We start from the raw sequence: 17,584 nt of genomic DNA, 5'->3' as shown, positions 1-17,584 counted from the left end.
CCCACCGCCCGCGCAAAGCGGGCGGGTAGAAAAAGGTTACCTTATGTCCGAGCAGTTTCTCTATTTTCTGCAGCAGATGTTTAACGGCGTCACGCTGGGAAGCACCTACGCGCTGATTGCCATCGGCTATACCATGGTGTACGGCATTATCGGCATGATCAACTTCGCCCACGGCGAGGTCTATATGATTGGCAGCTACGTCTCCTTCATGATCATTGCCGCCCTGATGATGATGGGCATTGATACCAGCTGGCTGCTGGTTGCCGCCGGATTCGTCGGCGCTATCGTCATTGCCAGCGCCTACGGCTGGAGTATCGAACGCGTGGCCTACCGGCCCGTGCGCAGCTCCAAACGCCTGATTGCGCTGATCTCCGCCATCGGGATGTCCATCTTCCTGCAAAACTACGTCAGCCTGACGGAAGGTTCGCGCGATGTCGCGCTGCCAAGCCTGTTTAACGGCCAGTGGACGGTGGGCAGCAGCGACAACTTCTCCGCGACCATTACCACCATGCAGCTGGTTATCTGGGTGGTGACGTTTATCGCGATGCTGGCGCTGACGCTGTTTATCCGCTATTCCCGCATGGGGCGCGCCTGCCGCGCCTGCGCGGAAGATCTGAAAATGGCCAGCCTGCTCGGGATTAACACCGACCGCGTGATTGCGCTGACGTTTGTTATCGGCGCGGCAATGGCGGCGGTTGCCGGGGTTCTGCTCGGTCAGTTTTACGGCGTTATCAACCCGTACATCGGCTTTATGGCCGGGATGAAGGCCTTCACCGCGGCGGTTCTTGGCGGTATCGGCAGCATTCCTGGGGCGATGATCGGCGGGCTGATCCTCGGTATCGCCGAAGCGCTCTCTTCTGCCTATCTCAGCACGGAATATAAAGACGTGGTCTCCTTCGCGCTGCTGATCTTGGTTCTGCTGGTGATGCCTACCGGTATCCTGGGTCGTCCGGAGGTAGAAAAAGTATGAAACCGATGCATTTTGCGATGGCGCTGCTGTCCGCGGTGATGTTCTTTATTCTGGCGGGCGTCTTTATGGGCGTGCAGCTGGAGCTGGACGGCACCAAACTGGTGGTGGATACCGCCGCCGATATCCGCTGGCAGTGGATCTATATCGGTACCGCAGTGGTCTTCTTCTTCCAGCTGCTGCGTCCTGTTTTCCAGAAAACCATTAAGAACGTCTCCGGGCCGAAGTTTATTCTGCCGGCTATCGACGGTTCGACGGTAAAACAGAAGCTGTTCCTGATCGCCCTGCTGGTTATCGCCGTGGCGTGGCCGTTTATGGTGTCGCGCGGGACGGTGGATATCGCTACCCTGACGATGATCTATATCATCCTCGGCCTGGGACTTAACGTGGTGGTGGGGCTTTCCGGCCTGTTAGTGCTGGGCTACGGCGGCTTTTATGCCATCGGCGCCTATACCTTTGCGCTACTGAACCACTATTACGGCCTGGGGTTCTGGACCTGTCTGCCGCTGGCGGGGCTGGTGTCGGCGGCAGCGGGCTTCCTGCTTGGCTTCCCGGTCCTGCGTCTGCGCGGCGACTATCTGGCGATTGTCACGCTCGGCTTCGGCGAAATCGTGCGCATCCTGCTGCTTAACAACACCGAAATAACCGGCGGCCCGAACGGCATTAGCCAGATCCCAAAACCGACGCTCTTCGGCCTTGAATTTAGCCGCAGCGCCCGTGAAGGCGGCTGGGATACGTTCAGCAACTTCTTTGGCGTGAAGTACGACCCCTCCGATCGCGTCATTTTCCTCTACCTGGTCGCTCTGCTGCTGGTGGTGTTAAGTCTGTTCGTGATTAACCGCCTGCTGCGGATGCCGCTGGGCCGCGCGTGGGAAGCGCTGCGCGAAGATGAAATCGCCTGTCGCTCGCTGGGCCTCAGCCCGACGCGCATCAAGCTGACCGCTTTTACCATCAGCGCCGCGTTTGCCGGTTTTGCCGGCACCCTGTTCGCCGCCCGTCAGGGCTTCGTCAGCCCGGAATCCTTTACCTTCGCCGAGTCGGCCTTTGTGCTGGCGATTGTGGTTCTCGGCGGTATGGGTTCGCAGTTCGCGGTGATCCTGGCGGCGGTTCTGCTGGTAGTTTCGCGCGAGCTGATGCGTGATTTCAATGAATACAGCATGCTGATGCTGGGTGCGCTGATGGTACTGATGATGATCTGGCGTCCGCAGGGGCTTCTGCCGATGACCCGTCCACAGCTGAAGCTGAAAAATGGGCAGGCCAAAGAAGGAGAGCAGGCATGAGTCAGCCATTATTATCCGTAAACGGTCTGATGATGCGTTTTGGCGGCCTGCTGGCGGTCAACAACGTGTCGCTGGAGCTGCGCGAGCGGGAAATCGTTTCGCTTATCGGCCCTAACGGCGCGGGCAAAACCACCGTCTTCAACTGCCTGACCGGTTTCTATAAGCCAACCGGCGGCACCATTATGCTGCGCGACCAGCACCTGGAAGGGCTGCCGGGCCAGCAGATCGCCCGCATGGGCGTGGTGCGAACTTTCCAGCACGTGCGTCTGTTCCGCGAAATGACGGTGATTGAAAACCTGCTGGTGGCGCAGCATCAGCAGCTGAAAACCGGGGTTTTCTCCGGCCTGCTGAAGACGCCATCCTTCCGCCGCGCCCAGAGCGAGGCGCTCGATCGCGCCGCGACCTGGCTTGAGCGTATCGGCCTGCTTGAACACGCCAACCGTCAGGCCAGCAACCTGGCCTACGGCGACCAGCGTCGTCTGGAGATTGCCCGCTGTATGGTGACTCAGCCGGAAATCCTGATGCTGGATGAACCGGCGGCGGGGCTGAACCCGAAAGAGACCAAAGAGCTGGACGAACTGATCGCCGAGCTGCGCAGCCATCACAACACCACTATCCTGCTGATTGAGCACGACATGAAGCTGGTGATGGGCATTTCCGACCGTATTTACGTGGTAAACCAGGGCACGCCGCTGGCCAACGGTACGCCGGAAGAGATCCGCAACAACCCGGACGTGATCCGCGCATACCTTGGTGAGGCATAAGATGGAAAAAGTGATGTTATCTTTTGACAACGTCAGCGCGCACTACGGCAAGATCCAGGCGCTGCACAACGTCAGCCTGCATATCAATCAGGGAGAGATTGTCACCCTGATTGGCGCGAACGGCGCGGGGAAAACCACCCTGCTGGGCACCCTGTGCGGCGACCCGCGCGCCTCCAGCGGACGCGTGGTGTTCGACGGTAAAGATATTACCGACTGGCAGACGGCGAAAATCATGCGCGAAGCGGTGGCGATTGTACCGGAAGGGCGTCGCGTCTTCTCGCGGATGACGGTGGAAGAGAACCTGGCGATGGGCGGTTTCTTTGCCGACCGCGACCAGTTCCAGACCCGCATCAAGTGGGTCTATGAGCTGTTTCCGCGCCTGCATGAGCGTCGGGTTCAGCGGGCGGGCACCATGTCCGGCGGCGAGCAGCAGATGCTGGCCATCGGTCGCGCGCTAATGAGCCAGCCGCGCCTGCTGCTGTTGGATGAGCCTTCGCTCGGTCTGGCGCCGATCATCATTCAGCAAATCTTCGACACCATTGAACAGCTGCGCGAGCAGGGGATGACCATCTTCCTCGTCGAGCAGAACGCCAACCAGGCGCTGAAGCTGGCCGACCGCGGCTACGTGCTGGAAAACGGCCACGTGGTGCTGGAGGATACCGGCGACGCGCTGCTGGCGAATGAAGCGGTACGTAGCGCCTATCTGGGCGGCTAGTGAAGTCAAAACGCCCGGCGTCTGCCGGGCGTTTTGCTGGATTCCTACAGCTCCAGAGAGCGCTTCCACAACATAAAATCATACTGTTCGAGCGCATCCGCTTTGGTGCGCCAGGTTCCGCTGGCGGTGGCGATGATTTTCTCAAACAGGCCGTCGGCGATGTCCGCCAGCGGCGTACCTTCGATAATCGGCCCGCAGTCATAATCGATAATGTCCGGCATCTTTTTCGCCAGCGCGGAGTTGGTTGAAACCTTAAGCACCGGCACGATGGGGTTTCCCGTCGGCGTACCTAACCCGGTTGAGAAGATCACCACGTTGCACCCCGCCGCGACCAGGCCCGTTACCGCATCCACATCGTTGCCCGGCGTACAGACCAGCGAAAGGCCGCTTTCTCCCATCGGTTCGGCATAGTCGCATACCGCGCTTACCGGCGCCCTGCCGCCTTTTTTCGCCGCGCCGGCGGATTTGATAGCGTCAGTGATCAGCCCATCGGCAATGTTTCCCGGGCTGGGATTATCGGCGATGGTGGTGCCGAAGAAGTTCGCGACATGCTCATAGTTTTTCATCAGCGACAGAAACTTCTCTTTCAGCTCGCGGGTCGTGCAGCGCTGAACGATATCCCCTTCCGCGCCGCACAGCTCGGGGAATTCCGCCAGCCCCGACGCGCCGCCGAGGGCGACAAGACGATCTGAAACCTCACCCATCGCCGGGTTTGCGCTGATCCCCGAGAAACCGTCGGAGGCGCCGCACTTCACGCCGATTTTGAGCCGGGAGAGTGGGACGTTCTGCCGCTCGGCGACGGGGGCTTCGCGGATCGCGTTATAGGTTTCGGTCAACGCATCCTGCATCATTTTTTCTTCGCTACTCCAGTCCTGCTGCCTGAAATAAATAATCGGTTTGCTGAAGTTCGGGTTGCGCTTCGCCAGCGCGGCCTTGAAATCGACAATTCGCGCTTTTTCACAGCCGAGGGCAAAGACCGTCACCCCAAGAACGTTGGGATGATCGGAATAGGCGGCCAGCACGTCGCACATGGTCATGCTGTCCGAGGTGGCGCCGCCGCAGCCGGAGTTGACGGTAATACAGCGGATACCGTCAAGATGCGGGAAGGGCAGATGCCGGGTATCGTTTAAGGCCCCCGCCGAGGTCACCTGGCGAGCAAAATTTTTCAGGCCGTTATTGGCGTAGCCGAGAGCGTCGTTTAATGCGTCGGTGACGCGCTGAACGTTGCGGTTTTCACAGAATACCAGCGGAATGACCAGCCAGTAGTTCGCGGTGGCGACCCGGCCATCTTCACGAACGATCCCCTTAAACGTCCGCTGCTGCCAGGCGAACACATCGGGCTGCTGCCAGTCATAAGGCGCGACGTCGTTAAGCGAAACCGGGGCCGCGTAGTGTTTGATATTGTCGGTAGTGATGGCTTCGCCGCGGGCAATGGGCCGCGTCGCTTTGCCGACCGGTACGCCGTACAGCGAAACGATATCGCCGGGCGCAATATCCTCGGTGGCGAATTTATGCTTGGCTTTGACATCGCTACGCAGAACGTAGGCTTCATCGTTCCAGTTTACCTGCTGCTCTTTGCGTAAGTCCTGCAGCGCAACGATCAGGTTATCGGTAGGGTCAATTTTTAAGATGGTCTGCATGTTATTTATCCTTTGTTATACGCGCGTCAGGACTTAGTGATGGGGGACCGCGACGCCGTTTGTCGCTTTTCTTCCCGCGAGGGCGGCAATCAGCAGCGCACAGCAGACGGTGATAAGCGACAAGGCGACCAGCCCCGCCGAATCGTTGCCGAAGAAGGCATCGACCTCAACGCGAATCAGCGGCGCGAGGAAGCTGCAAAATGCGCCCATGGTGGTGCAAAAGCCGATACTGGCGGCCAGCGCTGAGCCTGACACAATCTGCGCCGGGAAAGTCCAGAAGATAGGTTGCACGGAGAGGAAGCCGATGGCCGACAGCGAGAGCGCGGCAATGGCGAGTACCGGGCCGGACCAGGCGGAAACAAACAGCCCCAGCGCCGCAGCCAGCATACAGATGACCGAAATCAGTACCCGGCGGGCCGGCATTTTGTCCGCCAGACGCGGAATGTAATAGACGCCGACGGCGGAGCAGGCCCAGGGAATGGCGGCGACCAGCGACTCCTTAAAGCCGAGCGTGGAGCCCATTAGCGAGGCGACTTGCGAAGGCAGGAAGAACATCAGCCCGTAAACGCTGATCTGGATGGTGCCGTAGATCAGCGCCAGGTGCCAGACTTTCAGGCTTTTCAGCGCGGTGCCGACGTTGCTGGTTTCCGTCTGCCGCTGCTCCTGCTGAAGCTGGGCAATCAGCGCCTTTTTCTCTTCGTCGTTGAGGAAGCGCGCTTTGGCTGGCGTATCGTCAAGCCAGAACCAGGCGAAGATCCCCATGATGACCGCCGGAATGCCTTCGATAAAGAACATCCAGAACCAGCCGGGCCTGCCGAGGAAGCCGTGCATTTCCAGAAGCGCCCCGGAGATAGGCGAGCCTAAGGTTAACGCCAGCGGTACGCCGAGCACGAAGATACCGACGACGGAGGCGCGAACTTTATTGGGAAAGTAGATGGAGGCCAGCAGCAGGATACCGGGATAAAAACCGGCTTCGCCTAATCCCAGTAAAAAGCGCAGGACGATAAACTGGGTTTCCGTCTGCACCAGCCCGGTAAGGGCAGAGAGGACGCCCCACAGCACGGTGGTGATACTTAACCATTTCTGCGCGCCGATTTTATTGAGGATCAGGTTGGCGGGGATGCCAAACAGCGCATAGGCGGCGAAAAAGATCCCCGCGCCGAGGGCAAAAGCGGAATTGGAGAGCCCAATATCCACCTGCATCGCCTCTTTGGCGAATCCCACGTTCACCCTGTCGATAAAGGCGATGAAGTACAAAATAAACATCAGCGGCACCAGACGCTTCCATGATTTGGTAATCGCTGAATTGAGGGCCGGATTATCGTAAGCTGTGATGGTTTTCATAATACCTCCACGTAGGGGTCAGGCATTAATTTCAATACCCGCACGGGAAAGTATCCGCTGAATACTTTCGGTCTGGCAGGTGGCGAGCGAGCTAAACGGTGGCGTGCAGCGGTCGGACTGAATAATTCCGCGCAGCTGTAATGCTTTTTTAAATGTTGGAATGAACGGATCGTTAACCGCGTAAATATCCATTAACCCATCCACTTTTTGTTGATACCGCCTAATTTGCGGTAAATCGTTATCGCTAAATGCCTGCATCCAGTCGCGGAATAGCTCAGGGCAAATATTGGATAACCCGCCGATACATCCATTGCCTCCTGACAGGACATTGTGCGCGAAGTTATTGTCATAACCGGCGTAGACTTCAAAATACGGCAGCTCAGATTTTACCTGGCGAATCACCTGCGACGTATGATTGGTGTCCGGAATAGTATCTTTAAGACCGATAATGTTTGGGAACTCTCTGGCGAGTCGTAAACAGACCTCCGGCGAGACGGAATAGCCGGTGCGCTCCGGAAAGTTATAGATGAATATTTTGGCGGCGGTGCGGCGAGCAATCTGGCTATAAAAGGTATAAATGCCTTCATCCGTCAGGCGGAAGTACCACGGGCTGATAATCATGACGCCATCCAGCCCGCACTCATCAGCGTAGTTTGCCAGCTCTACGCATTCGTCAATATCCATGCGGCTGGCTCCCGCATAGGCCTTTATTCCCTGACGGGGGAATTCTGCCGCCATTTGAATTATCTGACGTGATGTTTTCATATCCAGCGAGAAAAACTCGCCGGTACTGCCCATGACGACAAATCCCGATACGCTGTTTTTAATGAAATCGTACAGGCGAAAGTTTCCGTCAGGATCCAGCCTGCCCTGCTCATCAAAAACCGTTATTGCCGGGGTGATATAACGACTTTGCATATTTAACCTCTTTGTTTGTTCGTATATACAAACTGTGTTTGTATTTGCGATTAGGCATAAGTAAACATGCCCTCGACGTGAAGTCAAATGACGCAAAAGACGTATGGGTGATTGGTTAAATCAATGAATAGACGGGGAATTATGCAGAAGAATCGGGCGCCGCGGTGGATCATTAAATATCGGTATTGTGTGGGTAATCACAATTACGCTGGCGCCGTTGGCGAATAAATCAGTAATTTTTGATATCCGGCAGCTTGTTGAGCACGCTCTCAATACGACCCTTTGCCTCTTTTAACGCGCGAATGACCTGCTGCGTTTTCTCATCGCTGGCGCGGAAAGAGGGCAAGGAGACGCTGATCGCCGCCAGAATGACGCCTTTCTGCAGCAGCGGCACCGCGAAGCAAATAGTGTCATCGTTGATTTCCCGATCGTCCATGGCATAACCGCTGGCGGCGACCCGTTCCAGCTGCTGGCGAAGCTGAGCCATATTGGTCACGCTGCGGGCGGTAACGGAGGGAAAACCCTGCGGATAGAGCTCGAGAATCTCTTCGTCGCGGTGCTTATGCAGCAGCGCTTTGCCCAGCGCAGAGCAGATCGCCGGAAGGCGAGTCCCTACCTTAGAGACCAGCTGCACGGTTTGGTCGCCCTGGACTTTATCAACATAGAGCACCCAGGCGTCATCCAGAATGCCGAGCTGACAAACTTCATTGCATTCGTTGACCACCGCGTGCATTTCGCTATTGATCGTTTTCAGCCAGAACTCTTTTTCCACCGTTGAGCTGGCCAGCACCGCGCATGAGATACCCAGCGTGTAAATACCGTTGCGATCGTCGTGGCTGATATATTTCCGGTACTGCAGTGATTTGAGGATCGGGAAAATGGTTCCCTTTGAAATATCCGTCTTGAGCGATAGCTCGGAAAGCGTCATTCCGTCCGCGTTGGCTAAGGTTTCCAGAATGAGTAAAACGCGCTCGGTAGGTTTATGCAGCGTCTTCATATTTTTCCTTGTGACGGCTCGCCGGAGAGTGCTCTTTAACGAACCCTATTTAACTACAGATCCCTGATTATCTGTAGTCTGCGCGGGCGCTCTTTTTCGCTTTGCCATTTCCCTGCCACTTTTTTTTCACCGTTTCATCATGTTTTTGCCAATTTATTGTAATATTTTTGTAATGCAATAGTTATTTTTCTGTCATTCGAGCATGTCATGTTACCCCCGCGAACATAAAACGCGTGAAATCGCGCATCCGGAACAACAAGAGAGATAACCGATGATATCGTTACGACATACAGCTTTAGGACTGGCGCTCAGCCTGGCATTTGCCGGACAAGCCCTGGCGGTAACCACTATCCCGTTCTGGCATTCGATGGAAGGGGAGTTGGGGAAAGAAGTTGATTCACTGGCGCAACGTTTCAACGCAGCCAACCCGGACTACAAAATTGTTCCGGTATACAAAGGCAACTACGAACAGAGCCTGAGCGCCGGCATCGCCGCCTTCCGTACCGGCAACGCGCCGGCTATTCTGCAGGTTTATGAGGTCGGCACCGCGACGATGATGGCCTCTAAGGCGATAAAGCCGGTCTATCAGGTGTTCAGCGATGCGGGCATTCAGTTTGATGAAACGCAGTTCGTGCCTACCGTCTCCGGTTATTACACCGACTCCAAAACCGGCCATCTGCTCTCCCAGCCGTTTAACAGCTCCACGCCGGTGCTGTACTACAACAAAGACGCCTTTAAAAAAGCCGGTTTAGACCCGGAACAGCCGCCGAAAACCTGGCAGGATCTGGCGGCGTATACCGCGAAGCTGAAGGCCGCCGGGATGAAGTGCGGCTACGCCAGCGGCTGGCAGGGCTGGATCCAGATTGAAAACTTCAGCGCCTGGCACGGCCTGCCGGTCGCCACTAAAAACAACGGCTTCGACGGTACCGATGCGGTACTGGAGTTCAACAAGCCAGAGCAGGTGAAGCATATCGCCCTGCTCGCAGAGCTGAACAAGAAAGGCGACTTCAGCTACTTTGGGCGCAAAGACGAGTCAACCGAGAAGTTCTATAACGGCGACTGCGCCATCACCACCGCTTCCTCCGGCTCGCTGGCGGATATCCGTCAGTATGCGAAGTTCAACTATGGCGTAGGCATGATGCCGTACGACGCCGACGTGAAGGGTGCGCCGCAAAACGCCATTATCGGCGGGGCCAGCCTGTGGGTGATGCAGGGTAAAGACAAAGAAACCTATACCGGGGTCGCCAAATTCCTCGATTTCCTGACTAAGCCGGAAAATGCCGCCGAATGGCATCAGAAAACCGGCTATCTGCCGATTACCACCGCCGCTTACAACCTGACCCGCGAACAGGGTTTCTATGATAAGAACCCCGGCGCCGATATCGCGACGCGCCAGATGCTGAACAAGCCGCCGCTGCCGTTCACCAAAGGTCTGCGCCTGGGCAATATGCCGCAGATCCGCACCATCGTTGATGAAGAACTGGAAAGCGTATGGACCGGTAAGAAAACGCCTCAGCAGGCGCTGGACGCGGCCGTTGAGCGCGGTAATCAGCTGCTGCGCCGTTTCGAGCAGTCAACGAAGTCGTAATCTTATAGCCAGCCCCTCACCCTCTCCCCGCCGGGGAGAGGGGATCGCCCGGAGCCGTCTTTTCACCCTCATCCGTTTAGGGAGAGGGCCGGGATGAGGGGAAACCAACTCAGAGTTTAACTATGTCATCATCCCGTCCGGTGTTCCGCTCGCGTTGGCTGCCCTATCTGCTGGTCGCGCCGCAGCTGGTCATCACCGTCATCTTTTTTATCTGGCCCGCGGGCGAAGCGCTGTGGTATTCGCTGCAGAGCGTCGATCCGTTTGGGCTCTCCAGCCAGTTTGTCGGCCTGGATAACTTTTTAGCCCTCTTCCAGGACCCGTACTACCTGGACTCCTTCTGGACCACCATTAAGTTCAGCACGATGGTTACCGTCAGCGGCCTGCTGATCTCGCTATTTTTCGCCGCGCTGGTGGATTACGTGGTGCGCGGCAGCCGTTTCTATCAGACGCTGATGCTGCTGCCCTATGCCGTTGCGCCCGCGGTGGCGGCGGTGCTGTGGATCTTCTTGTTCAACCCCGGCCGCGGGCTAATTACCCATCTCCTCGGTGAGATGGGCTACGACTGGAACCACGCGCAGAACAGCGGCCAGGCGATGTTCCTCGTGGTTTTCGCCTCGGTGTGGAAGCAGATTAGTTACAACTTCCTGTTCTTCTTCGCCGCGCTGCAATCGATTCCTCGCTCGCTGGTAGAAGCCGCCGCCATTGACGGCGCCGGCCCGGTTCGCCGCTTCTTCAGGCTGGCGTTGCCGCTGATCGCCCCGGTGAGCTTTTTTCTGCTGGTGGTCAATCTGGTGTACGCCTTCTTTGATACCTTCCCGGTTATCGATGCCGCAACCGGCGGCGGGCCGGTTCAGGCGACGACGACGCTGATTTATAAGATCTATCGTGAAGGTTTTGCCGGGCTCGACCTTTCCGCTTCCGCCGCCCAGTCGGTGGTGCTGATGTTCCTCGTCATTATTCTGACGGTGGTGCAGTTCCGCTACGTTGAAAGAAAGGTGCGCTACCAATGATTGAGAACCGTCGCGGGCTGACGATTTTCAGCCACACCATGCTGATTTTAGGGATTGCGGTCATTCTGTTCCCGCTGTACGTCGCCTTTGTCGCGGCGACGCTGGACAGTAAAGCGGTCTTTGACACGCCGATGACGCTGATCCCCGGCGGGCATCTGCTCGAAAACATGAAATTTATCTGGGTGAACGGCGTAGGAGCCAACAGTGCGCCGTTCTGGCTGATGATGCTCAACAGCTTCATCATGGCCTTCGGCATTACGGTGGGTAAAATTACGGTCTCGATGCTCTCCGCTTTCGCCATCGTCTGGTTTCGTTTTCCGCTGCGCAATCTGTTCTTCTGGATGATCTTTATCACGCTGATGCTGCCGGTTGAGGTGCGTATTTTCCCGACGGTGGAAGTGATCGCCAACCTGAAAATGCTCGACAGCTATGCCGGGCTTACGTTGCCGCTGATGGCCTCGGCCACCGCGACCTTCCTGTTTCGCCAGTTCTTTATGACCCTGCCGGACGAGCTGATTGAAGCGGCGCGTATCGATGGCGCGTCGCCGATGCGCTTCTTCCGCGACATCGTGCTGCAGCTGTCGAAAACCAACCTGGCGGCGCTGTTCGTCATCACCTTTATCTACGGCTGGAACCAGTATCTGTGGCCGCTGCTGATCATTACCGACGTGAATCTCGGCACGGCGGTCGCGGGCATCAAAGGGATGATCGCCATCGGCCAGGGCACCACGCAGTGGAATCAGGTGATGGCGGCGATGCTGCTCACGCTGATTCCTCCGGTTGTCATCGTTTTAGCCATGCAGCGCGCGTTTGTGCGTGGTTTAGTGGATAGTGAGAAATAAAATGGCAGGACTTAAGCTACAGGCAGTAACCAAAAGCTGGGATGGCAAAACCCAGGTGATCCAACCGTTGACGCTGGACGTCGCGGACGGCGAATTTATTGTGATGGTGGGCCCCTCGGGCTGCGGAAAATCAACTCTGCTGCGCATGGTGGCGGGTCTGGAGCGGGTCACCAGCGGCGATATCTGGATCGACCGCAAGCGCGTCACCGAAATGGAGCCGAAAGATCGCGGCATTGCGATGGTGTTCCAGAACTACGCCCTCTATCCGCATATGAGCGTGGAAGAGAATATGGCGTGGGGCCTGAAAATTCGCGGTTTGGGTAAAGGATTAATTGCTGAGCGCGTCCAGGAGGCGGCGCGCATTCTGGAGCTGGATGGCCTGCTGAAGCGCCGTCCGCGCGAGCTTTCCGGCGGGCAGCGCCAGCGCGTGGCGATGGGGCGGGCTATCGTACGCGACCCGGCGGTATTTCTGTTTGATGAGCCGCTCTCCAACCTTGATGCGAAACTGCGCGTGCAGATGCGTCTTGAACTGCAGCACCTGCATCGTCGGCTGAAAACCACCTCGCTGTACGTGACCCACGATCAGGTGGAGGCGATGACCCTCGCGCAGCGGGTGATGGTGATGAATAAAGGCGTTGCCGAGCAGATTGGCACACCGGTTGAGGTCTACGAAAAACCGGCCAGCCGCTTTGTGGCGAGCTTTATCGGCAGCCCGGCAATGAACCTGCTGGAAGGCCGGGTCAGCGACGACGGTAGCCGCTTCGAGCTTGCAGGCGGGATGCTTTTACCGATCAACAGCGAACATCGCCGCTATGCCGGGCGTAAGATGACGCTGGGTATCCGTCCGGAACATTTTGCATTAAGCTCCCAGGCGGAAGGTGGCGTACCGCTGGTGATGGATACGCTGGAAATTTTAGGCGCCGATAACCTCGCCCACGGGCGCTGGGGTGAGCAGAAGCTGGTGGTCCGGCTGCCGCACCAGCAGCGACCGCAGGCGGGCAGTACCCTGTGGCTGCATCTGCCGCAGGAAAGTCTGCACCTTTTTGATAGTGAAACAGGACAACGCGCATGAGTCACTGGCCTTATCCCCCTATCGTCGCCCACCGCGGCGGCGGTAAACTGGCCCCGGAAAATACCCTGGCGGCTATCGATACCGGCGCTCGTTACGGCCATACGATGATTGAGTTTGATGCGAAGTTATCGAAAGACGGGCAGATTTTTTTACTGCACGACGACAATCTCGAACGCACCAGCAACGGCTGGGGCGTGGCGGGCGATCTGACGTGGAGCGATCTGCTGAAAGTGGATGCCGGCAGCTGGTACAGCGGCGAGTTCAAAGGCGAGCCGCTGCCGCTGCTGAGCGAGGTCGCGGACCGCTGCCGTCTGCACGGCATGATGGCGAATATCGAAATTAAACCGACCACTGGTACCGGTCCGCTGACCGGTAAAGCGGTAGCGCTGGCGGCGCGTGAGCTCTGGCAGGGCATGACCCCGCCGCTACTCTCGTCGTTTGAAATCGATGCCCTGGAAGCCGCGCGGGAAGCCGCCCCCGAGCTGCCGCGCGGGCTGCTGCTGGATGAGTGGCGGAACGATTGGCGCGAACTGACCGCGCGCCTCGGCTGCATCTCTCTTCATCTCAACCATAAGCTGCTGGATGAAGCGCGCGTGGCGAGCCTGAAGGCCGCGGGCCTGCATATTCTGGTGTATACCGTTAACAAACCGCAGCGCGCCGCCGAGCTGCTGCGTTGGGGCGTGGACAGCATCTGCACCGATGCGATTGACGTCATCGGCCCCAACTTCCCGGCGTAATCTGCGCCTGCGTCAGGCGGCCCTTACGGGGTCGTCTGGCGCTGCAGCATCCCACCGTTGGTGTTTGGCAGAGGCTGCTGCCGGTTCAGGTTGTCATTCTGCTGTACCCGCTGCCGGTCGTTATTCAACTGCGTCTGCAGATGCTGCTGCTGCGCGCGCGACTGGTTCTGAATACTCTGTTTCAGATTGTTTTGCTGCTGCATTTGCTGGGTTTGCATCTGATTTTGCATCCGCTGCTGGCTGGGCACCACGTACCCCGGCTGATTGGGGTTATTGTCGATATTGATCGGCTGCGCCAGGACGCTCAGCGGCAGCAGCGCCGCCAGATATAACATAGCTTTCATTGTTCTCTCCTCCCTTTCATGGGATCTCTTAAGTTTACCCTCTTTCCGGCACAACAATGATTTTTTAAGACTTATCATCCAGGATTATGGGTAAATAAAAACATCATTCAGGAGTATGACAATGATAAAAACAACGTTCTGGCGTCAGGTGGTTATCGCTGCGTTGCTGGCGGGCGGCAGTTTTACCGTCGCGGCAAATCCCGCTCCTCCGCCGGTGTCTTATGGTGTAGAGGAAGATGTTTTTCATCCGGTCCGCGCTCAGCAGGGGATGGTGGCCTCGGTGGACGCGCTGGCAACGAAGGTCGGCGTGGATATTCTGCGTCAGGGCGGCAACGCGGTGGATGCCGCCGTGGCGGTGGGCTACGCGCTGGCGGTTACCCATCCGCAGGCCGGTAATATCGGCGGCGGCGGCTTTATGATGCTGCGTACCAAAGACGGTAATACCACGGCGATCGACTTCCGCGAGATGGCGCCGGAACAGGCTACCCGCGATATGTTTCTCGACGACCAGGGCAACCCGGACAGTAAGAAATCGCTGACCTCGCATCTGGCTTCCGGTACGCCGGGTACCGTGGCCGGCTTCTCCCTGGCGCTGGAGAAATACGGCACGATGCCGCTCAACAAAGTGATTCGCCCGGCGATTAAGCTGGCCGAAGAGGGCTTCACGGTCAACGATGCGCTGGCCGATGACTTGAAAACCTACGGTAGCGAAGTGATCCCCGACCATGCCAACAGCCGGGCTATCTTCTGGAAAAACGGCGAGCCGCTGAAAAAGGGCGATAAGCTGGTGCAAAAACAACTGGGGAAAAGCCTGGAACTGATTGCCGAGCTGGGACCGGACGCGTTCTATAAAGGCGTGATTGCCGACCAGATTGCCGCTGAGATGAAGAATCACGGCGGGCTTATCACCAAAGCGGACCTGGCGAATTACAAAGCGGTCGAACGTATGCCGGTGAGCGGCGAATATCGCGGCTACCAGGTGTTCTCAATGCCGCCGCCTTCATCCGGCGGCATTCATATCGTGCAGATCCTGAATATCCTGGAAAACTTCGATATGCATAAGTACGGCTTCGGCAGCGCCGATGCCATGCAGGTGATGGCGGAAGCTGAAAAACACGCCTATGCCGACCGTTCGGAATACCTTGGCGATCCGGACTTCGTCAAAGTGCCGTGGCAGGCGCTGACCAGCAAAGCGTACGCCAAATCGATTGCTGAACAGATTGATATCAATAAAGCGAAGCCGTCGAGCCAGATCCGTCCCGGCAAGCTGGCGCCGTACGAAAGCAATCAGACCACCCATTTCTCGGTGGTGGATAAAGACGGTAACGCCGTTGCGGTGACCTATACGCTGAATACGACCTTTGGCACCGGCATCGTGGCGGGGAACTCCGGCATTCTGCTGAATAATCAGATGGATGATTTCTCGGCTAAACCCGGCGTGCCGAACGTCTACGGGCTGGTGGGCGGTGACGCCAACGCCGTCGAGCCGAAAAAGCGCCCGCTGTCGTCGATGTCGCCAACGATTGTGGTGAAAGATGGCAAAACCTGGCTGGTAACCGGTAGTCCCGGAGGCAGCCGCATAATCACTACCGTACTGCAGATGGTGGTGAATACCATCGATTTTGGAATGAACGTCGCGGAAGCCACTAACGCCCCGCGCTTCCATCATCAATGGCTGCCGGATGAACTGCGGGTGGAGAAGGGATTCAGCCCGGATACGCTGAAGCTGCTGGAGAGCAAGGGGCAGAAAGTGGCGGTGAAAGAGGCGATGGGCAGCACTCAGAGTATTATGGTTGGCCCGGACGGCACGCTGTACGGCGCATCCGATCCGCGTTCCCCGGATGATTTAACGGCAGGGTATTAGGTTTACCCTCACTCCGACCCTCTCCCTGCCGGGAGAGGGTTAGTTGAGCGTCACCCCTTCAGCCGCGCCATAAAGTAGGCATCGACATATTCGCCGTTGCGCAGGGCGTATTTCTTGCCGGTCCCTTCGACAATAAAGCCAAATTTGCGGTAAAGCGCTACCGCGGAGGGATTATCCGTAAACACGGTTAACTCGATACGATCGACGCGCAGCCAGTTATCACAGAGATTAATCATCTCGCGCATCAGCGCGCTGCCTACCCCACGACCGTGCGCCTGCGCGGCAACGCTAACGCCGAAGGTCGCGACGTGACTGCGGCGAGGATTGGGCTCCACGCTGAGCTTAAGATGGCCCACCACCTGTTCGTCGATTGTCGCGACCAGATGACGGCTACCGGGTTTCGGTTGCAGGCGTTCCTGCCACATTTCCATAGAAGGATGAGGAAGCTGTAGCGTGTCGTGATAGACCTCCGGAAGCGCAGTCATCTGGCGTAAAGGTTCCGCATCCCGTGGCTCGGCGTGGCGTATCACTATGTCGCTCATTCTTCATTTTCCTTTTTGGGTTAATCGTCCCTTTAAACATCACTGACTTTAAAAAAGGGATCAACGACTATTTTTTGCAAAAAGGAGTAGACAAGTGCGAATGAGAATGATTATTATTGCTCTGCATTCAGGGAGACCCTTGCGGAAAGCCTGAAAGCACGACATTGCTCACATTGCTTCCAGTATTACTTTAGCCAGCCGGGTGCTGGCTTTTTTTTGCTTTTTTTCCGCCGCGCCCGGATGGCTGCTACTGCGCCTCAATCTTATCTTTAGTTTCAATAGCGGTATCCGCGATAAACCCCACGACGTTGCTCTTATCTGCCGCCGGCAGCAGTTCTGCCTGGCCGGAAAAAACACCGCCCTTTTTGATGGTCAGCGTGCGGTAGGCCAACGTGCCGGTAACGTTGCCGTTCTTATCGATTTCAATCGTCTCGCTGCGGCACTGGCCGATGACGCAGCCGTCGATAACCAGCTCGCGGCAGGTGATATTCCCCTCTACCAGACCGCCGGTCATGATCTTAATTTGACTCTCGCGCGCGTCGATATTGCCGCTTACGGTGCCGTAAATATCGACGTCTCCCTCGGCGATAATGTTTCCGTCAAAGCGGATACCGCTGGCGATAACCGTGGTGGCCGGTTTTCGGGCCACGGCGGATGGAGATTCACCGTTGAGTACCGCTGTATTCACCGCCGGTGGCGTAGCTTCAATGATTTTGTTTTTTTTAAACATATGGTTAATCCGCTGATATTGAAAATGAAAAACGAAGGAGGATAAGGAGAAAGAGCCCGATAGCCAGGCCAGATACGTGGATTCGAAGCACCAGGCCATCAGGCCAAGCAGCCAAAAGAGAAGGGCGCTATTTAAGGCGATATATTTGCTTTCCATGCGAACGAGATGGCTACTCCTTTAGTCATCGTATTTTGGGAAACGGTGGGCGCGCTGGATAAAAAACGTTCTTT

At 57.0% G+C, this 17,584-nt stretch carries 17 protein-coding genes; 10 read left to right on the top strand and 7 right to left on the bottom strand.

The genetic code is table 11. The annotated features are described in order from the left end of the window. The first annotated feature begins 43 nt into the window (after positions 1-43). Genes livH through livF form a run of 4 tightly spaced genes read left to right on the top strand, consistent with a single transcriptional unit; the run spans position 44 to position 3,726 of the window. Positions 44-970, top strand: coding sequence for a high-affinity branched-chain amino acid ABC transporter permease LivH (livH, locus tag BWI76_RS26345; RefSeq protein WP_004106541.1), 927 nt, complete (start codon positions 44-46; stop codon positions 968-970). Continuing rightward, on the top strand, positions 967-2,247 hold the full coding sequence (livM, locus tag BWI76_RS26340) for a branched chain amino acid ABC transporter permease LivM (protein WP_004126168.1): 1,281 nt from the start codon (positions 967-969) through the stop codon (positions 2,245-2,247). Before livH ends, livM begins: the two co-directional genes overlap by 4 nt. After that, positions 2,244-3,011 (top strand): high-affinity branched-chain amino acid ABC transporter ATP-binding protein LivG, encoded by a 768-nt coding sequence (livG, locus tag BWI76_RS26335; RefSeq protein WP_004126165.1) that lies wholly within the window; start codon positions 2,244-2,246, stop codon positions 3,009-3,011. The genes livM and livG overlap by 4 nt, the downstream gene beginning before the upstream one ends. Position 3,012: 1 nt before the next feature. Beyond that, positions 3,013-3,726, top strand: a complete 714-nt coding sequence (gene livF, locus BWI76_RS26330) for a high-affinity branched-chain amino acid ABC transporter ATP-binding protein LivF (RefSeq protein WP_004126158.1) — start codon at positions 3,013-3,015, stop codon at positions 3,724-3,726. A 44-nt stretch (positions 3,727-3,770) separates the two neighbouring features. Here livF and BWI76_RS26325 read toward each other — a convergent pair whose 3' ends face one another. The 4 genes from BWI76_RS26325 to BWI76_RS26310 form a co-directional block, all read right to left on the bottom strand. After that, positions 3,771-5,366 carry a UxaA family hydrolase gene (locus BWI76_RS26325; RefSeq protein ID WP_024359816.1) on the bottom strand — a complete coding sequence of 532 codons (1,596 nt, stop codon included), beginning with the start codon at positions 5,364-5,366 and terminating at the stop codon, positions 3,771-3,773. A gap of 33 nt (positions 5,367-5,399) precedes the next feature. Then, positions 5,400-6,710, bottom strand: coding sequence for an MFS transporter (locus BWI76_RS26320; RefSeq protein ID WP_049087627.1), 1,311 nt, complete (start codon positions 6,708-6,710; stop codon positions 5,400-5,402). Positions 6,711-6,728: 18 nt separating this feature from the next. Next, on the bottom strand, positions 6,729-7,628 hold the full coding sequence (locus BWI76_RS26315; protein ID WP_004870189.1) for a dihydrodipicolinate synthase family protein: 900 nt from the start codon (positions 7,626-7,628) through the stop codon (positions 6,729-6,731). 229 nt (positions 7,629-7,857) lie between these two features. Then, the gene (locus BWI76_RS26310; RefSeq protein WP_004870191.1) at positions 7,858-8,625 is read right to left on the bottom strand and encodes an IclR family transcriptional regulator; all 768 of its coding nucleotides are present in this window, start codon (positions 8,623-8,625) and stop codon (positions 7,858-7,860) included. Between the two features lie 271 nt (positions 8,626-8,896). Between BWI76_RS26310 and ugpB the strand changes: the two genes are divergently transcribed. The 5 genes from ugpB (at position 8,897) to ugpQ (ending at position 13,874) form a co-directional block, all read left to right on the top strand. Continuing rightward, positions 8,897-10,213 carry a sn-glycerol-3-phosphate ABC transporter substrate-binding protein UgpB gene (gene ugpB, locus BWI76_RS26305; RefSeq protein WP_004870193.1) on the top strand — a complete coding sequence of 439 codons (1,317 nt, stop codon included), beginning with the start codon at positions 8,897-8,899 and terminating at the stop codon, positions 10,211-10,213. A gap of 122 nt (positions 10,214-10,335) precedes the next feature. Continuing rightward, positions 10,336-11,223: a sn-glycerol-3-phosphate ABC transporter permease UgpA gene (ugpA, locus tag BWI76_RS26300; protein ID WP_004870196.1), complete on the top strand. Its 888-nt coding sequence runs from the start codon at positions 10,336-10,338 to the stop codon at positions 11,221-11,223. After that, a complete protein-coding gene (gene ugpE, locus BWI76_RS26295) occupies positions 11,220-12,065 on the top strand; it encodes a sn-glycerol-3-phosphate ABC transporter permease UgpE (RefSeq protein WP_004870197.1) in 846 nt (281 codons plus the stop codon). The genes ugpA and ugpE overlap by 4 nt, the downstream gene beginning before the upstream one ends. 1 nt (position 12,066) lies before the next feature. Then, positions 12,067-13,137 carry a sn-glycerol-3-phosphate import ATP-binding protein UgpC gene (locus BWI76_RS26290; protein WP_004126131.1) on the top strand — a complete coding sequence of 357 codons (1,071 nt, stop codon included), beginning with the start codon at positions 12,067-12,069 and terminating at the stop codon, positions 13,135-13,137. Beyond that, positions 13,134-13,874 (top strand): glycerophosphodiester phosphodiesterase, encoded by a 741-nt coding sequence (gene ugpQ, locus BWI76_RS26285; protein WP_064371548.1) that lies wholly within the window; start codon positions 13,134-13,136, stop codon positions 13,872-13,874. Before BWI76_RS26290 ends, ugpQ begins: the two co-directional genes overlap by 4 nt. Positions 13,875-13,897: 23 nt before the next feature. On the opposite strand, the gene BWI76_RS26280 is transcribed toward ugpQ, so the two are convergent. Continuing rightward, positions 13,898-14,218 carry a DUF2756 family protein gene (locus BWI76_RS26280; protein WP_004870201.1) on the bottom strand — a complete coding sequence of 107 codons (321 nt, stop codon included), beginning with the start codon at positions 14,216-14,218 and terminating at the stop codon, positions 13,898-13,900. A 121-nt stretch (positions 14,219-14,339) separates the two neighbouring features. Here BWI76_RS26280 and ggt point away from each other — a divergent pair, with 121 nt between their 5' ends. Beyond that, a complete protein-coding gene (gene ggt / locus BWI76_RS26275) occupies positions 14,340-16,082 on the top strand; it encodes a gamma-glutamyltransferase (protein WP_004870203.1) in 1,743 nt (580 codons plus the stop codon). A gap of 50 nt (positions 16,083-16,132) precedes the next feature. Here ggt and yhhY read toward each other — a convergent pair whose 3' ends face one another. Together yhhY and BWI76_RS26260 are read right to left on the bottom strand one after the other, a co-directional pair. After that, complete coding sequence (gene yhhY / locus BWI76_RS26270; RefSeq protein ID WP_004870206.1) at positions 16,133-16,624, bottom strand: N-acetyltransferase; 492 nt, start codon at positions 16,622-16,624, stop codon at positions 16,133-16,135. A 247-nt stretch (positions 16,625-16,871) separates the two neighbouring features. Continuing rightward, positions 16,872-17,510 carry a bactofilin family protein gene (locus BWI76_RS26260; RefSeq protein WP_004870209.1) on the bottom strand — a complete coding sequence of 213 codons (639 nt, stop codon included), beginning with the start codon at positions 17,508-17,510 and terminating at the stop codon, positions 16,872-16,874. Between the last annotated feature and the right edge of the window lie 74 nt (positions 17,511-17,584).

The sequence above is a fragment of the Klebsiella sp. M5al genome, assembly GCF_002090195.1.
GTDB lineage: Bacteria > Pseudomonadota > Gammaproteobacteria > Enterobacterales > Enterobacteriaceae > Klebsiella > Klebsiella grimontii.
This window is presented reverse-complemented; position numbering and strand designations above follow the sequence as displayed.

Excerpts from the sequence above, each read along its gene's own strand:
- livH (WP_004106541.1), top strand. The coding sequence starts at position 44 with ATGTCCGAGCAGTTTCTCTATTTTCTGCAGCAGATGTTTAACGGCGTC.
- livM (WP_004126168.1), top strand. The coding sequence starts at position 967 with ATGAAACCGATGCATTTTGCGATGGCGCTGCTGTCCGCGGTGATGTTC.
- livG (WP_004126165.1), top strand. The coding sequence starts at position 2,244 with ATGAGTCAGCCATTATTATCCGTAAACGGTCTGATGATGCGTTTTGGC.
- livF (WP_004126158.1), top strand. The coding sequence starts at position 3,013 with ATGGAAAAAGTGATGTTATCTTTTGACAACGTCAGCGCGCACTACGGC.
- BWI76_RS26325 (WP_024359816.1), bottom strand. The coding sequence starts at position 5,366 with ATGCAGACCATCTTAAAAATTGACCCTACCGATAACCTGATCGTTGCG.
- BWI76_RS26320 (WP_049087627.1), bottom strand. The coding sequence starts at position 6,710 with ATGAAAACCATCACAGCTTACGATAATCCGGCCCTCAATTCAGCGATT.
- BWI76_RS26315 (WP_004870189.1), bottom strand. The coding sequence starts at position 7,628 with ATGCAAAGTCGTTATATCACCCCGGCAATAACGGTTTTTGATGAGCAG.
- BWI76_RS26310 (WP_004870191.1), bottom strand. The coding sequence starts at position 8,625 with ATGAAGACGCTGCATAAACCTACCGAGCGCGTTTTACTCATTCTGGAA.
- ugpB (WP_004870193.1), top strand. The coding sequence starts at position 8,897 with ATGATATCGTTACGACATACAGCTTTAGGACTGGCGCTCAGCCTGGCA.
- ugpA (WP_004870196.1), top strand. The coding sequence starts at position 10,336 with ATGTCATCATCCCGTCCGGTGTTCCGCTCGCGTTGGCTGCCCTATCTG.
- ugpE (WP_004870197.1), top strand. The coding sequence starts at position 11,220 with ATGATTGAGAACCGTCGCGGGCTGACGATTTTCAGCCACACCATGCTG.
- BWI76_RS26290 (WP_004126131.1), top strand. The coding sequence starts at position 12,067 with ATGGCAGGACTTAAGCTACAGGCAGTAACCAAAAGCTGGGATGGCAAA.
- ugpQ (WP_064371548.1), top strand. The coding sequence starts at position 13,134 with ATGAGTCACTGGCCTTATCCCCCTATCGTCGCCCACCGCGGCGGCGGT.
- BWI76_RS26280 (WP_004870201.1), bottom strand. The coding sequence starts at position 14,218 with ATGAAAGCTATGTTATATCTGGCGGCGCTGCTGCCGCTGAGCGTCCTG.
- ggt (WP_004870203.1), top strand. The coding sequence starts at position 14,340 with ATGATAAAAACAACGTTCTGGCGTCAGGTGGTTATCGCTGCGTTGCTG.
- yhhY (WP_004870206.1), bottom strand. The coding sequence starts at position 16,624 with ATGAGCGACATAGTGATACGCCACGCCGAGCCACGGGATGCGGAACCT.
- BWI76_RS26260 (WP_004870209.1), bottom strand. The coding sequence starts at position 17,510 with ATGGAAAGCAAATATATCGCCTTAAATAGCGCCCTTCTCTTTTGGCTG.